Origin of the sequence: Gracilibacillus saliphilus, from assembly GCF_010994085.1 — a bacterium.
Lineage (GTDB): Bacteria > Bacillota > Bacilli > Bacillales > Amphibacillaceae > Gracilibacillus > Gracilibacillus lacisalsi.
Window position 1 is genome coordinate 33,398 of record NZ_WJEB01000003.1, and the last position, 16,205, is coordinate 49,602.

Consider the following 16,205-nt stretch of genomic DNA (forward strand, 5'->3'; position numbering starts at 1 on the left):
CACCACCAGTCCTTTATAAATTCGTATTGTATTTATGATTTTTTGTCTGTTATCTATAAAAATTAAGTATATTTTCACCAGTTTATTTTGTCACTTTATCCAGAATAAAAGAAAATTTTGTTTCTATCTACCATGATTCAATTACAATTCATTAAATTTTATTTTCAAAAAATAGATACATTTCCTTATTGTGATAAAATATTCACAGAAATTTCTTCACAGTAAGTAGTTCATTTGAACCTATCACTTTAAAATAGCTGGGATCAATATCTTTTTCCAAGGTGAGAAAAAAACGCTCAGTTTACATCACTAGATGTTCAAGATTTACGATTCCTCTAGCAGCCTTTATGAAATTATTTCAACTGCTTGATCACCACTCTGGCTACCCAGGGGTTTGTCCTTCAGCTAACTTTTTTTGAGAAAATTGTATAGCGACTCTTGCTTATAAAAGCTTTGATATCAACGGTTATATACTTCTTTACTTATAATAAACAAACTCCCAGCAATACTGAGAGTCTAAACGAATCATTGATTGATATTCATATATTCTATCGGCACGGCTAATCCTACTCGGCCGTGTTCCTCATTCTTTTGAGTTGCAAAAACAACCGCAATAACTTCGCCTTGCTCATCCAATACCGGACTACCACTATTCCCTCGATAAACTGGTGCATCTAACATATAAACTGGCTTCTCCCAAGTAGACAGTTGTGTCTTTCCTATTAAGTCTCCTTCATTGGCAATACCATTAAAACGTAGCGGATTACCGATAAATAGAACATTTTCCAGTTGATCTTCACTATTTTGATCGCTTAGTTCCAAGTAGGGGAGATTTTCCGCCTCTATGTCCAATAGAGCAAGGTCCATTTCTGGATAGGTTTCTATTACTTCACCATTATACAGACCTTCTTCCTGAAAAGCGACAGTGATCCTTGGCTGGTCCTCTATTACATGATAGTTAGTAATGATATAACCATCATCCGATATCGCAAAACCAGTTCCTTTGTTGTCCTCTCCTTCAATTACAACAACTGCTTCTCGATATTTTTGCACAGTTTCGTCCTGCATTAAGCGTGCAGATGTTTGAATAAACTCAATAGCTGGAATCGAAAAAGTTTGTGGAAGGATTGCAATGACTTGAATAAACATTGCAATTGCTATTAGCCATATTCCCCACCTTGGAACAAGTGGCTTTTTTTTCTGCTCTGTTTCTTTGTTCTCTTTTTCTTTCAGCTTTTGGCGTTCCTCTTGCACTAACTCATACATTTCTTCAGGATCCAACTCTTCGTATAAATCTTCATCTATAATATCCCATTCTTTATCATTCGAATGTTTCATATTACACCTCATCAAAAGCGATCTGTTGTTATCATTATATCATTTTGATTGATGAAAATCCTATCTTGTTTTATATTAGTTATTAATAAAGGAAGGAGTGGCATAATGTTATTAGACGAAATTCTTGATTATAATAAAAAATTTGTCGAAGAAAAAGGCTATGAGGTATATGAGACAGACAAATTCCCAAACAAACGGGCAGTCATTTTTACATGCATGGATACTCGTTTGGTTGAATTATTACCAAAGGCACTAAATTTACATAATGGTGATGTGAAGATGGTAAAAAATGCAGGTGCTATATTAAATGACCCATATGATAGTACTATGAAAAGTATCCTAGTAGCAATACACGCTCTCCAAGCAGATGAAGTATTCGTGATCGCCCATCATGGTTGTGGAATGAACGGTTTCGATACGGACAGCTTTGTAGATTTAATGAAAGAAAAAGGTATTGAACAAACTGCCATTGATAGTCTTGATAAGGAACCAAAAGAGTGGTTAACTGGTTTTAACGATGTTAGCGCCAATGTTGAACAATCTGTGCGTATTATTGATAACCACCCATTGTTACCAGAAGAAGTACCTGTACACGGTTTAATCATAGATCCAGCAACAGGGAAATTAGATTTAGTAAAAAAAGGATATTAAGAGGAAAGGCTTGGTGCTAACCAAGCCTTTTCATTGTTTAAATTTTCGATCGTATTAATACACATTTCTAATTATTGGAATGATTCTCTATTTTCTTTGATCTCACTTATGAAATATACTTTTTGGGAATCCTCTATTCTTTCTATAAAGTTAGACTATCCTTTTAAACTCCGTAATCAAATTCATCTGGATGGGCACCTATTCGTTTGTTGGTATCCATACTTTGGATTTTCTCAATATCTTCATCTGTTAATGCAAAGTCAAAAATATCAACGTTTTCTTGTTGGCGTTCCTTATTAACAGACTTCGGGATCGTAATGATGCCACCTTGATATTGCCAGCGCACAATAATTTGAGAAGGCTTTTTATTATGTTTTACTGCTAATTCCTGTAATACAGGATGATCAAAATAACGCGCCTTACCTAATGGTGCCCACGCTTCTACTTTTATATCGTGTTTTGCACAAAAATCTCTGACTGCTTGTTGTTGTAACTGGGGATGTAACTCCACTTGATTCACTACAGGAGTAACTTTTGCTTCTTTTAACAATTCCTCTAAGTGATGTGGCTCAAAATTACTTACCCCAATTGCTTTCGCCTTACCATCATGATAAATTTCCTCCAGCGCTTTGTATGTCTCCGTAAATTTACCTGGTACTGGCCAATGTACTAAGTATAAATCAACATAATCCATTTGCAGACGTTCTAAACTACGCTTAAATGCTGCTTTTGTTTCTTCGTATCCTTGCTCGTCATTCCAAACTTTGGTCGTCACAAAAATATCTTCTCGAGGAATACCACTATCTTTAATTGCTTGACCTACGCCCTCTTCATTGGCATAGAGTGAAGCTGTGTCAATATGACGGTATCCTAATTCTAACGCTGATTTTACCGCATGATAGACCTCATCTCCTGGCTCCGCTTTGTAGACACCAAGTCCAACTGCAGGTATTTCTGTTCCATTGTTCAGTTTTAAAGTAGTAGTTAAGCTCATTTGTAGAAACGCCTCCTTTTTTAATCAACCATTCACTTACTATTTTAATATGCTGTTGACATTTCCTAAAGTAAACTGCTTAATTAGCCTGATTTTTAATTATATCAATAACCTTTTCTTTCGCTTCACTGGAGCGGTATTGATTCATTTTGTCTTTTATTTCAAATTTATCTTTTTTCAATTCCAAAAGCGAAGTAACCAATGAATCCGTTGATAACTCTTCTTCCTCTAACACTTTTGCATAACCTTGTTTTTCAAAAGATTGGGCATTGACAATCTGGTCTCCACGACTTGCTTGACGTGACAATGGAATCAACAGCATTGGTTTATTTAGTGCCAAAAATTCAAAAATCGCATTAGCACCCGCACGCGAACAAACCAAATCTGTAATCGCAAGTAAATCTTTCAATTCATCTTGGACATATTCATATTGGACATACCCTTCTTGCTCATACGTCTCATCAATATTATCCTTCCCACAAATATGGACAACTTGAAATTGCTTTAACAATTCTTCTAAGCCTTCACGTACTGCCTCATTAATCTTTTTCGAACCAGCACTACCACCCATAATTAATAAAACATTTTTCTTGTTAGAAAAGCCGGTCATGTCAAAACCTTTTTCCCTGCTGCCAGTAAAAAGCTCTTCCCGAACAACGGCACCGATCCATTCTGCTTTTTGTTCAGGTAAATATTGTACTGTCTCTGGAAAAGTTGCTAACACTTTTTTTGCGAAAGGAATCGCTAATTTATTAGCAAGCCCTGGTGTATAATCTGATTCATGAATAACAGCAGGTACACCTCTCATGCGTGCTGCTACTAATACAGGAACAGATACAAACCCACCTTTGGAGAAAATGACAGCAGGTTTCTTTTTGCCAATTATCCGATGTGCTTGCCATGTCCCTTTTAGTACTTTAAATGGGTCTTTAAAATTTTCCTTAGAAAAATAACGACGTAGTTTTCCCGTAGAGATCGGATGATATGTCACCCCTTCTAAAGGTTCAATTAAATCCTTCTCAATGCCATTTTTCGAACCGATATAATCTATTGTCCAACCATCTTTCAAAAACTCAGGGATAATCGCTAGGTTCACCATGACATGCCCAGCAGTACCACCACCGGTAAAAATAATTTGTTTAGTGGTCATAAATAAAAACCGTCCTCTCTATTAACAAAATATGTTATAATCCTTCTACGACTGTAAAAAAAGGAAGAATGAATATGTATCAAACTAAAACACTCAAAGAAAAAATAAGACTCTTTATGATTATACTGATACCGATTCTAATCACGCAAGTAAGTATGTATGCAATGAACTTTTTTGACACGATTATGTCTGGTAGAGCGGGTGCTGCAGATCTTGCTGGCGTAGCGATTGGCTCGAGTTTGTGGGTACCGGTACAAATGGCGATTGTCGGTATTTTAATGGCAATGTCCCCGATCGTTGCTCAGTTAACAGGTGCTAATGAAGAAGAGAAAATTCCTTTCACTGTCCAGCAAGGGATTTATTTATCGATTGGATTAGGTGTTGTAGTTACGTTAATCGGTGCTTTTTTGATCGATCCTATTTTATCATTGATGGATTTGGAGGATCGAGTACAACATGTTGCGAAGTACTATATCATTTCGATTGGATTAGGGATGATTCCGCTTTTTGTTTATAACTTATTGCGTTCTTATATTGATGGACTAGGGCATACTAGAATTTCGATGGCAATCATTTTAATTTCCTTACCTTTAAATATTTTATTTAATTATATATTTATTTTTGGTAAATTAGGTTTGCCTGCATTAGGTGGAATTGGTGCTGGCATTGCTTCGGCTTTAACTTTTTGTGTCAATTTAATTTTATCCATATTGATAGTCCATTATGTCCGGCCATTTCGCGGTCACAAGATTTTCCATCGATTGATAAAACCATCTGTTAGAGAATGGTTGAGCCAATTACGACTTGGAATTCCGATCGGCTTTTCGATTTTCTTTGAAGTTAGTATTTTCTCTGCGGTAACCTTCATGTTAAGTGTTTATAGTACCAATACGATCGCCGCACACCAAGCAGCGATTAATTTCGCTTCGTTTTTATACATGATTCCATTAAGTATTGCGATGTCCCTAACGATTGCTGTTGGTTTTGAAGTTGGTGCTAAAAGGGTTCAAGATGCGAGGACCTATTCTTATATGGGAATTATTTCTGGTGTAGTGATCGCTTTTTTAGCTGGCGGTATTATTTATTTAATGGACGATCAGGTTGCTCGCTTATATAGTGATCATCCCGAAGTAATTGAACTTACTAAGCATTTCTTGTATTATGCGATCTTTTTCCAATTTGCTGATGCCGTTGGTGCACCGGTGCAAGGAATTTTACGTGGATATAAAGATGTTAACATTACCTTCTGGATGTCTCTCATATCTTATTGGTTAATTGGATTACCTAGCGGCTGGCTCTTCGCTAATTATACGAACCTAGACGCCTATGGCTATTGGTTAGGATTAATCGTTGGACTATCAGCAGGTGCGATTACGTTATTCGGACGGATGTATTACCTGCAAAATAAGCTAGCAAAACAAGTGTAATGTAATTTGGACACTTTTTGTATTTTTCTGGACACTTTCTAGTAAAATCTGGACACTATCGTCATTTTTCTGGACACTTTCAGGTACATTCTGGACACTTTTCCCCATTATCTGGACACTCGTCGAGAAAAACCGTGAAAGCCCACCCGATCCTGTCCAAAGTAGATATTTTGACATGAATAATAGGCGTAACAACCGCTGCGGCTTGCCCGCATCGTTTTCCCGCGTGTCTTCAGCTAACTTTTTCAAGCGGTTTTTGCTTGGAAAAGTTAGCTGAAGGTAAAAGGAAAGCGGGCAGCCGGAGCGATGCTTTCCGTCTACATATCATTTCAAAATGACCACCTATGATACAAAAACATTATCATGCCGCTTATAATATACTTTCCTTATAAACAAAAAAGGTGTAGTTTGGAAGCTACACCTTCAAATTCATTACAATTAATCTCTCTTCGGTCATTTCTTCGATTGAATATTTCGGTCCTTCTTTACCATTCCCACTATCCTTTACACCACCATATGGCATGAGATCGACGCGATATTGCGAACCATCATTGATCATCAATCCGCCTACTTCCACATGTTTCGCTGCATAATAAGCTGTATCGATATTTTGTGTGAAAATTCCACCTTGTAAACCGTAATCCGATTGATTGATTTCCTGAATACACTGCTTAATGTCTGAAAAAGGTATGACACTTGCAATAGGTGCAAAAACCTCTTCACAAACTACACGCATTTCTGGTTTGACATCAGTCAGAATAGTAGGTTGCAGTAATGTACCTTCTCTTTCACCACCAGTAAAAATAGTTGCACCTTTTTTCACTGCTTCTTGAATCCATTCTTCAGCACGTTCTGCCTCAATTTCTGCGATCATTGGACCGACATCTGTTTCTGGATCAGTTGGATCTCCTATTTTCAACTCATCCATATGTTCTTTTAGTTTATCTAGAAATAGCTCCTGCACTTCTTCATGCACATAAATTCGTTGTACAGAAATACATACCTGTCCAGCAAAAGCGAAGGATTGTGCTGCTATTGTTTTTGCTGCTAACTCCACATCAGCTTCTTTATCAACTATCACAGGTGAGTTATTGCCTAATTCTAATATTAGTCGGTTCAAGCCTGTTTCTTGTTTTAATTTCAAGCCTACCTTAGCACTCCCTGTAAACGTGTAAAGAGCGATACGCTCATCTTTCATCATTTGATTACCTACTGTTGAACCGGAACCAACTACTACTTGCAATAATCCTTTCGGTAAACCTGCTTTATCTAGAATTTCTGCTAATTTTAAAGCTGAAATCGGGGTTTTACTCGCTGGTTTTAACACGACTGCATTACCGGCAGCAAGAGCAGGGGCTACTTTATGCGAAACGAGATTAAGCGGAAAGTTAAATGGACTAATCGCTCCAACTACCCCTACTGGCACTTTGATCGTAAAAGCCATTCGATTTTCTGAACCCGGCGCTGCTTCGACAGGTACACCTTCACCATGGATACGTTTTGCCTCTTCTGCTGCTACTAAAAAGGTTTGAGCAGAACGATCAATCTCAGCTCTTGCCTGTTTTAACGGTTTACCTGCTTCTTTCGTAATGATCATCGCCAACTCTTCTTTTTGGTCAGCGATAAGTTGAGAAGCTTTATGTAAGATTTGATAGCGTTCATATGGAGAAAGCTTCTCCTGTTCAAATGCTTTAGCGGCACTAGTAATCGCTTTGTCAACGGCCTCTTCGTCTGCTTTCGCAACACGTGCATATACTTCTTGAGAATATTTATCTACTACATCTTGCCCTTCATTCGTATCTACCCATTTACCATCAATAAAAAGTTGAAACTGCTGCATCAGCTTAACACCTCTGTTTTCAGATTTATGAATGTTATTCCTCTTTTTTACTATCTTAAACGTTTGATAGCAAAAAAAGAAGCCTCACACATTATGAGACTTCTTTCAAAATTATTCTGCTGGATCATAAATGAAATAATCGAAATCAGCATGTTTGTTTTCACCTGATGTGTCTTGACATTGCATACCTACAAATGCACCAGTAAAGAATCCACCACCTTGAATATAATCATCTGATAGCTTGTAGGATTCAAATTCAACCGGTACTGTATGCCAAGTTTCTCCGTCAAAGGAATAAGAATACGTGTAAATAGCTGTTTTTACATCCACGCGTAAATAAACATATTCAACATCCTCAGGAATCTCAATTTCATTTCCTTTAATCGGTTGTCCAAATGTAAAATTATCGCAAGTCATTAACTCTAAGATCCGACCTTTTTCTTCATGCCACGAGATTTGGAAAGAAGTCCAATTCTCTGTATTGTAGTAATTGACAAGACCCGCTGATTGCTGGAAATCATCAGGCTGGAACGCTACTTTTGTTTCCGCTCTGAAATTAAAGTGTTGCCAGCGTCTTGCGATAAAGGATTGTGTAAATAATGAAGTAAGTGATTCTTTACCATATAAACGTAAATGACCAGGATTATCCTTCAATGAAACGATATCTTCACCTAACGGAATACGTAAACTTTGGAAATGAAGGTTTAATTCATCAGAATCGAAATCATCTTTTGTTGGATAATCTGGATCCCATTTTACTTCTTCGATATCTGGGCCTTCAATTTCTAAGGAAGGCTGGTTACCACCAACAACATACGGCCAATCATTTTTCCACTCTACACGCTGAATCGCTGTTTCTCGACCTAATGGACAGTACCCACGAGGATCTAATAATGGTTGTCCTTCCCTCGGCAACACGCGTCCAGTTAAATGAACAAGGAACCATTCATCTGTATGTGTCTGTACAATCGACGCATGTCCTGCTTTCTGTAATGGATTTCTTGGATACGGCCACGACGTAATAAGTGGATTTTCTGGATGCACTTCATATGGTCCTGTCAGTTCTTTTGAACGTGCGATGGTTGCACAGTGATCGAATTTCGTACCACCTTCTGCAGTTAATAAATAATAGTATCCATTCCATTTATATAAATGCGGTGCCTCCGTTAATTTTATATCAGTCCCTTTGAAAATAACTTGCTTTTTACCAACAAGCTTCTGCTGACTGTGATCATATTCCTGTAAAACAATTCCATAGAAGTTATGATGTCCAACGCGGTGATCCCATTTCATATTGACTAAGTATTTTTTACCGTCATTATCATGGAATAGAGACGGATCAAAACCTGAACTGTTTAGATAAATTGGATCTGACCATTCACCATCAATCGTGTCACAAGTTGCCAAATAGTTATGAGAATCTTTCCAGTTACCGTTTACAACTTTCACATCTGTGTAGATTAAATAGAATTGACCATCATAATGAGATAACTGTGGTGCCCAAATACCGCCAGAGTTAGGATTACCTTTCATGTTTAATTGACTAAGTCTATTAAGTGGTCTTGATACTAAACGCCAATTTTTTAAATCTTTCGAATGATAAATACCTACACCTGGGAACCATTCAAATGTAGATACAGCGATATAATAATCTTCCCCTACTCTGCAAATACTTGGATCTGGATTAAAACCTGTTAAAATTGGATTTTGAATTGTAGCCATTGTTTCACCCCTACTTTGTTTTGTAAACGTTTAATTTTACAATCCATAGTATAGCATAAAACTCGCACAAAGTATAATGGATAAACTAAGTTTTTGTGAAATTTTTGTTCAACGATTATATACTTCATGAAAACATACATTTTTTCTTGTTGAATAACAATAGTAATATGTATTTTATATCTAAGTGTATTATCAATCATTAGGGTGAGTGACTTCTATAGATGTTAACTTCATTTATTATATATGATAATTCATGGTGGTCTATTGGTGGATAACTGTTAGCACCTGCTTAATCGGTAGGTGCTTTATTAACCCTAAGGTACTATCGTCAATACTCACGGCCCTTTAAATTCCATTCATCCCTCATTTCTAAAACGTTTGACAACTATTAATTATATACTGATGAACTACATTGATTACAAATCGCTCTTTTTTGAATGACAACAGGAGTCCGACTCTTCAGGGTGATCATATTCGTCATGACGGCGGAGCCATGTCTTGCCATTGCCATCACTTCGTCCAGGTGGCTGTTCCCAGTCCTCCTGCCTGCCAAGAGCTGTTAAATCAAGGTAGTTGAAGATACCAAGTATTAGGTCAGTTCCACGGGCGTAAGTCGTATAGGTGTGAAAAATTCTTTCACCATCGCGAAGAAAGCTGCTCACGCCAGGCACTTCCATTGACTGTCCCGAATCAACAGGTATTCCCTTCTGAACAAGCTCGTCTTTTGTCAGGTAGTTGTATTCAATCGGAGTGATGGATTCGTCCAGCGTAACGTGAAAGTCATAGTTAAAGTCGCTATCGTAGGACGAGTACCAAGGAATATTCCAACCCATGCGCTCCTTGTAGCGTTGGAGCTTAGGAAACGGAGCACGGGAGATCAGAGCCAGTGAAGTGTTGCGTGCATGCAGATGCGCAAGATGGCCGATATTGTCCGCAGCCAGCGAGCAAGCCGGGCAACCTGCTTCCCAATCAGGATCGAACATGAAGTGATGAACGATAAGTTGAGGACGCCCTTCAAACAGGTCAAGCAGACTGGTCTTACCATTCGGACCATTTAAGACATAGTCCTTATTAATCTCTACCATAGGGAGTTGGCGGCGCTCGGTATTCAACGCATCCCGTTCCCTAGTGAATTCCTTCTCTTTGGCCAGTAATCTCTTACGAGCCACAAGCCATTCGTCTCGTGACACGACACTTGGTAGTTGCAGATGATTTTGCGTTTTTTTCATATAGTCTTCTCCTTTCTTTTGCTTTCTTAAGTTTATCACGCACAATGGCTATGGACTTCTTCTCGATTGCTAAAAACATTACCTTTATTTCATTCAACGCTCTTTCATTCAATTAATTGGCCCATTTTTGAATAGCATGACTGACGATTTTTTCCGACTTTACTTTATTTTAACTTAACGCCTTCAATCAAAGCGAGTACCCGATTATCTTTAAGGCTAGTGCGATTTCATTCAAAAATAACCTCTCCTCTTTTTTCCATTATTCTACAACGTTTCCATGAGAAAAACACCTACTTTTGTGTAGGAGCTTTCTTCATTACATCCTCTATAACATCTTCTAACGTTGACTGAGCCAGCATCTCTAAAATTCTCTCATTGGATCCATCTAAAGCACCTTCTTTTTTTTGATAGATCAATTGAATGTGGTCTTATTCAATATAATAAAAGAGTGACATCTATCACCAATCTTTGTGATGGATGCCACTCTTTTTATTTTTTGCACTAATTTTTTCCAGAATTCATTATCCATCATAACAAATTATAAAAAAACAGTCTATATTTTTCGTTAGATTTTTAATATAGTTTAGTTGCCGGCAAAAACATTACAAGGAGTGTTGTCCATTGAATTTTACGTGTCACCTCAATCAATCTGATTTACAGGACTATATAGAAAAGGTCTTCGGTACCAGCTATTTGGTTTCTAGTGTAACGAAAATACATGGTGGTACACAAAAGGTGGTCTATAAGATCGAATGTACCAATGGATTTTCTTGTGTTATGTATGTGTGGGATCTTACGATGAATTATTTCTCAGAAGAAATAGTAAACGAAGATATAACTGAGCGATCCTACGGCAGTGAGTTATTTGAATTAAACAATAAGTTTTTAACACAACTAGGAATACGTACACCCACTCTTTATGATCTAAATAATGAAAAAAGTCGTTACTCTTTTGATTATGCCCTTGTTGAATATATAGATGGGCAAACAGCAGAAACCTATTTCCATCAGCATGATTCATTAATTCAAGATAAATTGTTTCAGCGGATTGGGGATTTGCTGGATAGCATGCATTCCAACGACAGCCACACGTTCGGTAAACTGAATCATAAGGGGGCTAACACGACAAATTGTCATCTTTTGAAAATGGAAAACGCTAAAAGGCAGCTATCCTATGCCTCCCAATACGTAGAAAGCATTCGGACTAATCACAGCAAGCTGCTCCATGCTTTATATGAGCTTGAATCAAGGATTGAACCTAGAAGTCGTTATGGATTTATACATGGGGAACTGGGTCCTGACCATGTATTAGTTAATGACCATTTAGATCCATATTTGATCGACATCGAAGGGGCTTCATTCTTTGATATTGAGCATGAACACAGTTTTTTGCAATTACGGTTTGGGGATTATTACCGTTATTTGAAGAATGATAATCTCGATCCTAATCGGATGTTATTCTATCGATTCCATCATCATATATCATTAATTTCAGGTGGTTTAAAGCTTCTTAACAGGGGATTTCCTGACCAGGAATTTGCGAAAGGGCTCATCAATCACCACTCCCGATCTGCCCTGAGATTCATTCTAGGTAAGAAAAGCGCAGAGGCCCGATTAGAAACGTAGTGACTGGAACGAATTAACTGAGATAAAGGAATCACGGTGAGTTTACGAACCGATGATGACTTATCGTAGGGCAATTCGTGAAGTCGCCTAGTTTCTGGGCGCTTGGAGCTAGACATCTGCGCAAAATTTATACTTTCTTATCATGTTAAAAAGAGGGATACATATTAGAAATGTCTAATATGTATCCCTCCAAATTTTTATCTTGATCCTCTTATAAGAATAGACCTGCAATTGTTGCAGATAGGATAGAACCTAATGTTGCACCGATCAGTAATTTCATACCGAATTTAGAAACGGATGCACCTTTTTCACTATCAATCCCTTGTACTGTACCTGCAATGATACCGATAGAAGAGAAATTAGCGAAACTAGTTAGGAATACCGTAACAATCCCAACCGTTTTTTCTGAAAATTGACCAATTAACGGTTCAAGTTCTAACATGGCTACAAATTCGTTTGTAATAATCTTCGTACCCATAATACCACCAGCTTGGACCAGTTCTCCAGGAGCAATACCCATTAGGAAACCAATTGGATATAATACATAGCCCAAAATTTCTTGTAAGGTAGTACCTGCAAATATTCCTGCAATTGCCCAATTCACTAATTCTAAAGCCGCAATAAAGGCGATTAACATGGCAGCTACGATTAAAGCGATTTTACCACCATCTAATGCACCATTCCCCATTGCTTCAAAAAAGCTTTTAGCATCAGAAACATTTTTTACATCTACTTCATCATTTTCATCGTCCACTTTAACTGGTGCAATAAGGGATGCAATAATAAGGGAACTGAACATATTCAATGGAATAGCTACTAAAACATACTGTGCCGGTAGCATTTGAATATATGCCCCGATAATGGAAGCTGAAACAGATCCCATTGCTGAAGCACTTACAATATACAAACGATTATTATTTAAATGATGGAACTGTGATTTAATCGCAATAAGTGCTTCGGATTGACCAAAGAACATACTGTTTACTGCATTGAAAGATTCTACTTTTGGTAATCCAGTAATTTTGGATATGAGCCAGCCGAAATATTTAATAATGAATGGCAGGATTCTTAAATAAGTAAGTACGGATAATAAGGTTGAAAAGAAAATAATGACTAACAATACATTGAAAAAGAATACTGATGCACCTTCTTCAATAGCTAGTCCTCCAAGTACGAAGGCGACACCTTCGCTCGCAAAGTCAATTAACTTATTAAACACATCAGAAATAAAATTAATGATTGCCTCACCTATTGTTGTCATAAACATAAACCATGTCGTTACAACTTGTGCTAATAGCATGAGTCCGATTCCAACAAAATTAACATTTTTACGGTCATTAGACATCGCGTATGCAATAGCTAGTACTATAATGATTGCTAAAATTCCTAATATAATTCCCACAAAATTTCCTCCTTTAAAATAAACACAATTATTCCTACCTTACCCAATCACCTGTAGAATTACACCTTATTTTAGCATGAAAATGTTTTCTTGTGGGAGTGTTAATTAAAGTCTAAAAATTATGAAGATTGAAAAGATTTAGCTACTTGCACAAGTTCTTCTTCAGAAAGCGACTCTTCACTCGGTCGGTAAATCATTTGATATGTAATACCATCTTTTTCCCAGTACAATGTTTGGGAATATGGATGATCCTGATAATAACCTTCCATTGAATCGCTTATCGAAATGGTTTTGAAATCACTTTCTTCTTGATAGTCTTCTCCATTAATTAACTGTATGGTAAAAATGTCGTTAGCTTTAGTAAACATGGTAATATCAAATGCTTCATTATCAAGCTCTTCTAAATAGAAACGATCTGTGACAAGTATCTCAGCAGCAATTGGAACATACAATGGTAATTCTGCGGTAAATTCGAGGTTTTCCATAGCTTTCTCTACCTCATCTTTGTCATATGAATAAAACCCTTCAGGTATCGCGGATTGTCCATTACATCCTACTAAAACAAGAATTATTATGCTTGCTGTCATCACTTGCTGAAAAAACTTCATACTTGCCTGCCTCCATAAATTCATTAGTATACTATTAGACGATTAATAAGCGTAATAAGTTTCACTAAAGTAAACATCTAAATAATTCGTCAACTTTTAGCACTTATTATAGCATGTTTCGTGAATATTAGTCATTTCTTCCCAAAAAGAAAAGCGCAGAGCGCCCGCTTAGAAACGTAGCGACTGGAGCGAACCGATGATGACTTATCGTAGGGCGATTCGTGAAGTCGCCTAGTTTTTGGGCGCTCGGAGCTAGACATCTGCGCAAAATTTTATACTTTCTCGTCCAAAAAGAAAAACTGAGCAATCCACTCAGTCCTTATCACTAAATGTTCAAGATTTAAGCTACTATCAACTGCTTGACCACCACTCCGGCTGCCCACTTCCTTAGCTCAAAACAAAAGCGCAAGCGTAAAAAACGCCGACACTATTTAGCATCGACGTTACTTTTATGGAAGAAGTGCTTCATCGCATAGAAAACATCTTCTCTATTTTTCAGCACGTATTGTTTGAATCGAGGGTGATCAACATCTTTGAACGCTTGCATTAATGTGGAATACCGGTTATATTGATTTACTTCCCCATAGCAAAACATACTAGCACTCTCTAATAACTGATAAACGGCTTCTAATGATCTCCGATTATCAGAGGTTAAATTATCACCATCTGAAAAATGAAATGGATAAATGTTATAACGGCTTGCTGGATACTTTTCATTGACAAGTTCTAATGCTTTTCGATAGGCAGAAGAACAAATCGTTCCACCACTTTCTCCTTTAGTAAAAAAAGATTCTTCATCTACCACCTTTGCTTCTGTATGATGGGCAATAAATTCCACATCTACTGTTTCGTATTTTTTCCGTAAAAAGCGAACCATCCAAAAGTAGAAACTGCGAGCCACATATTTTTCGAATTGCCCCATCGAGCCACTTGTATCCATCATGGCTAACACCACTGCTTTTGATTCCGGTTTTTCAATATTATCCCATGTTTTATAACGTAAATCATCTGGATATATCGGTGCAAAAGAAGGATTCCCTTCTAGAGCATTTCTGCGATAAGACGCTAACATCGTTCTTTTCTTATCAATGTTTCCTGTTAAACCTTTTTTGCGTATATCACGAAACTCCACATCAGTGATCGTAATGTTATCTTGTTCTTTCTCCATCAAATTGGGCAATTCTAGTTGTGAAAAAAAAGCTTCCTCTACTTCCTCAAAATCTACTTCTGCCTCATAATAGTCTACTCCAGGTTGATTTCCAGCTTTCTCACCTTTTTGTCCCTTTTTTGCTTTTTGTGGGTCTTGAGCAACGACATCTCCTACTTCACTGTCTCCATCTCCTTGACCTACATGTTTGTTTTTAGATTGACTGTAGCGTATTTTATATTCGTCCAAGGAGCGAATTGGTATTCGAATAATTTCTTTTCCTCGAGACATGATAATATTTTCCTCGCTAACAATATCTGGTAGTTTCTTTTTTAATACTTCCTTTATTTTGTCTTGATGTCGTTTTTGATCATCAAACCCTTTTCGATGGAGGGACCAATCTTCCTCTGCGATCACAAAGTTACCATCAGCCATCGAATTCCCTCCTTCGCTTGTATTATTTTATTGTATGCAACGAAAAAGAGAATGATTAAGCATTTTTAACAGAAATTAAATGGATTATAATGTAATAATTTTACCAATGGTGCATAAAGAATTTAGCCTAGTAGATACAAAGGTCAAAGTAGTGAAAATACTGTTTGTTTTAAACTAAATGCAAATTCACCTATGAAGTAAGTAATTTTGACATATATCGTGATCATAACCACCACTACGGCTGCCCACTTCCCTTTCCGTGGGGTTTGCCCTTCAGCTAACTTTTTCAAGCCAAAACCGCTCGAAAAAGTGGATCTTCAGGCCAAACAATTTCCACAGGAGTGAAAGTGGGCGGCCTTCGTTAAGCTATGCTCCACAACACTAATCCGAAATCAACCAGTCGATTTCTCACCATATGTAGCAGGAATTACAGCCGATTAGAACTATAGTAAAACTATAAAGTTTAGTTTCATAAGTTCATTTCTTTTTATAATCAGAGGACCAAAATAGCGTAGGCAGAATACAGAGACTCCTGTGGGACTCACGAGAGCTGAAGATCCACTTGGTGAAGTGCCTTTCTTCACCAAGTTAGCTGAAGTCGAGCCCACGGAAAGCGCAGTATTCTGCCGAAGCGTT

Annotated in this window: 12 protein-coding genes; 3 read left to right on the forward strand and 9 right to left on the reverse strand. The window is 37.3% G+C overall.

Features of this window, described 5'->3' with window-relative positions; genetic code table 11:
* Positions 1–525: 525 nt before the first annotated feature.
* The gene (locus tag GHT08_RS06405; protein WP_163580609.1) at positions 526–1,338 is read right to left on the reverse strand and encodes a S1C family serine protease; all 813 of its coding nucleotides are present in this window, start codon (positions 1,336–1,338) and stop codon (positions 526–528) included.
* Positions 1,339–1,440: 102 nt separating this feature from the next.
* Between GHT08_RS06405 and GHT08_RS06410 the strand changes: the two genes are divergently transcribed.
* Positions 1,441–1,989 (forward strand): beta-class carbonic anhydrase, encoded by a 549-nt coding sequence (locus tag GHT08_RS06410; RefSeq protein WP_163580621.1) that lies wholly within the window; start codon positions 1,441–1,443, stop codon positions 1,987–1,989.
* Positions 1,990–2,152: 163 nt separating this feature from the next.
* Here GHT08_RS06410 and GHT08_RS06415 read toward each other — a convergent pair whose 3' ends face one another.
* Both GHT08_RS06415 and GHT08_RS06420 read right to left on the reverse strand, forming a co-directional pair.
* Complete coding sequence (locus GHT08_RS06415) at positions 2,153–2,983, reverse strand: aldo/keto reductase (RefSeq protein ID WP_163580610.1); 831 nt, start codon at positions 2,981–2,983, stop codon at positions 2,153–2,155.
* Between the two features lie 79 nt (positions 2,984–3,062).
* On the reverse strand, positions 3,063–4,133 hold the full coding sequence (locus GHT08_RS06420; RefSeq protein WP_163580611.1) for an undecaprenyldiphospho-muramoylpentapeptide beta-N-acetylglucosaminyltransferase: 1,071 nt from the start codon (positions 4,131–4,133) through the stop codon (positions 3,063–3,065).
* Positions 4,134–4,207: 74 nt separating this feature from the next.
* Between GHT08_RS06420 and GHT08_RS06425 the strand changes: the two genes are divergently transcribed.
* Complete coding sequence (locus GHT08_RS06425; protein ID WP_163580612.1) at positions 4,208–5,560, forward strand: MATE family efflux transporter; 1,353 nt, start codon at positions 4,208–4,210, stop codon at positions 5,558–5,560.
* Between the two features lie 415 nt (positions 5,561–5,975).
* On the opposite strand, the gene GHT08_RS06430 is transcribed toward GHT08_RS06425, so the two are convergent.
* From GHT08_RS06430 to GHT08_RS06440, 3 genes are all read right to left on the reverse strand, one after another.
* Positions 5,976–7,400, reverse strand: coding sequence for an aldehyde dehydrogenase family protein (locus GHT08_RS06430; RefSeq protein WP_163580613.1), 1,425 nt, complete (start codon positions 7,398–7,400; stop codon positions 5,976–5,978).
* A gap of 111 nt (positions 7,401–7,511) precedes the next feature.
* On the reverse strand, positions 7,512–9,122 hold the full coding sequence (locus GHT08_RS06435) for a glycoside hydrolase family 43 protein (RefSeq protein WP_163580614.1): 1,611 nt from the start codon (positions 9,120–9,122) through the stop codon (positions 7,512–7,514).
* 416 nt (positions 9,123–9,538) lie between these two features.
* A complete protein-coding gene (locus tag GHT08_RS06440) occupies positions 9,539–10,351 on the reverse strand; it encodes a DUF899 domain-containing protein (protein WP_163580615.1) in 813 nt (270 codons plus the stop codon).
* A gap of 666 nt (positions 10,352–11,017) precedes the next feature.
* Between GHT08_RS06440 and GHT08_RS06445 the strand changes: the two genes are divergently transcribed.
* Positions 11,018–11,977 carry a phosphotransferase family protein gene (locus GHT08_RS06445; RefSeq protein ID WP_163580622.1) on the forward strand — a complete coding sequence of 320 codons (960 nt, stop codon included), beginning with the start codon at positions 11,018–11,020 and terminating at the stop codon, positions 11,975–11,977.
* Between the two features lie 211 nt (positions 11,978–12,188).
* Here the strand turns inward: GHT08_RS06445 and GHT08_RS06450 are convergent, their stop codons facing one another.
* The 3 genes from GHT08_RS06450 to yhbH form a co-directional block, all read right to left on the reverse strand.
* The gene (locus GHT08_RS06450; protein WP_163580616.1) at positions 12,189–13,379 is read right to left on the reverse strand and encodes a NupC/NupG family nucleoside CNT transporter; all 1,191 of its coding nucleotides are present in this window, start codon (positions 13,377–13,379) and stop codon (positions 12,189–12,191) included.
* Positions 13,380–13,498: 119 nt separating this feature from the next.
* A complete protein-coding gene (locus GHT08_RS06455) occupies positions 13,499–13,987 on the reverse strand; it encodes a DUF4367 domain-containing protein (protein WP_163580617.1) in 489 nt (162 codons plus the stop codon).
* 427 nt (positions 13,988–14,414) lie between these two features.
* Complete coding sequence (gene yhbH, locus GHT08_RS06460) at positions 14,415–15,569, reverse strand: sporulation protein YhbH (RefSeq protein ID WP_163580618.1); 1,155 nt, start codon at positions 15,567–15,569, stop codon at positions 14,415–14,417.
* Positions 15,570–16,205: the final 636 nt, after the last annotated feature.

Excerpts from the sequence above, each read along its gene's own strand:
- GHT08_RS06415 (WP_163580610.1), bottom strand. The coding sequence starts at position 2,983 with ATGAGCTTAACTACTACTTTAAAACTGAACAATGGAACAGAAATACCT.
- GHT08_RS06425 (WP_163580612.1), top strand. The coding sequence starts at position 4,208 with ATGTATCAAACTAAAACACTCAAAGAAAAAATAAGACTCTTTATGATT.
- GHT08_RS06435 (WP_163580614.1), bottom strand. The coding sequence starts at position 9,122 with ATGGCTACAATTCAAAATCCAATTTTAACAGGTTTTAATCCAGATCCA.
- GHT08_RS06440 (WP_163580615.1), bottom strand. The coding sequence starts at position 10,351 with ATGAAAAAAACGCAAAATCATCTGCAACTACCAAGTGTCGTGTCACGA.
- GHT08_RS06405 (WP_163580609.1), bottom strand. The coding sequence starts at position 1,338 with ATGAAACATTCGAATGATAAAGAATGGGATATTATAGATGAAGATTTA.
- GHT08_RS06455 (WP_163580617.1), bottom strand. The coding sequence starts at position 13,987 with ATGAAGTTTTTTCAGCAAGTGATGACAGCAAGCATAATAATTCTTGTT.
- yhbH (WP_163580618.1), bottom strand. The coding sequence starts at position 15,569 with ATGGCTGATGGTAACTTTGTGATCGCAGAGGAAGATTGGTCCCTCCAT.
- GHT08_RS06430 (WP_163580613.1), bottom strand. The coding sequence starts at position 7,400 with ATGCAGCAGTTTCAACTTTTTATTGATGGTAAATGGGTAGATACGAAT.
- GHT08_RS06420 (WP_163580611.1), bottom strand. The coding sequence starts at position 4,133 with ATGACCACTAAACAAATTATTTTTACCGGTGGTGGTACTGCTGGGCAT.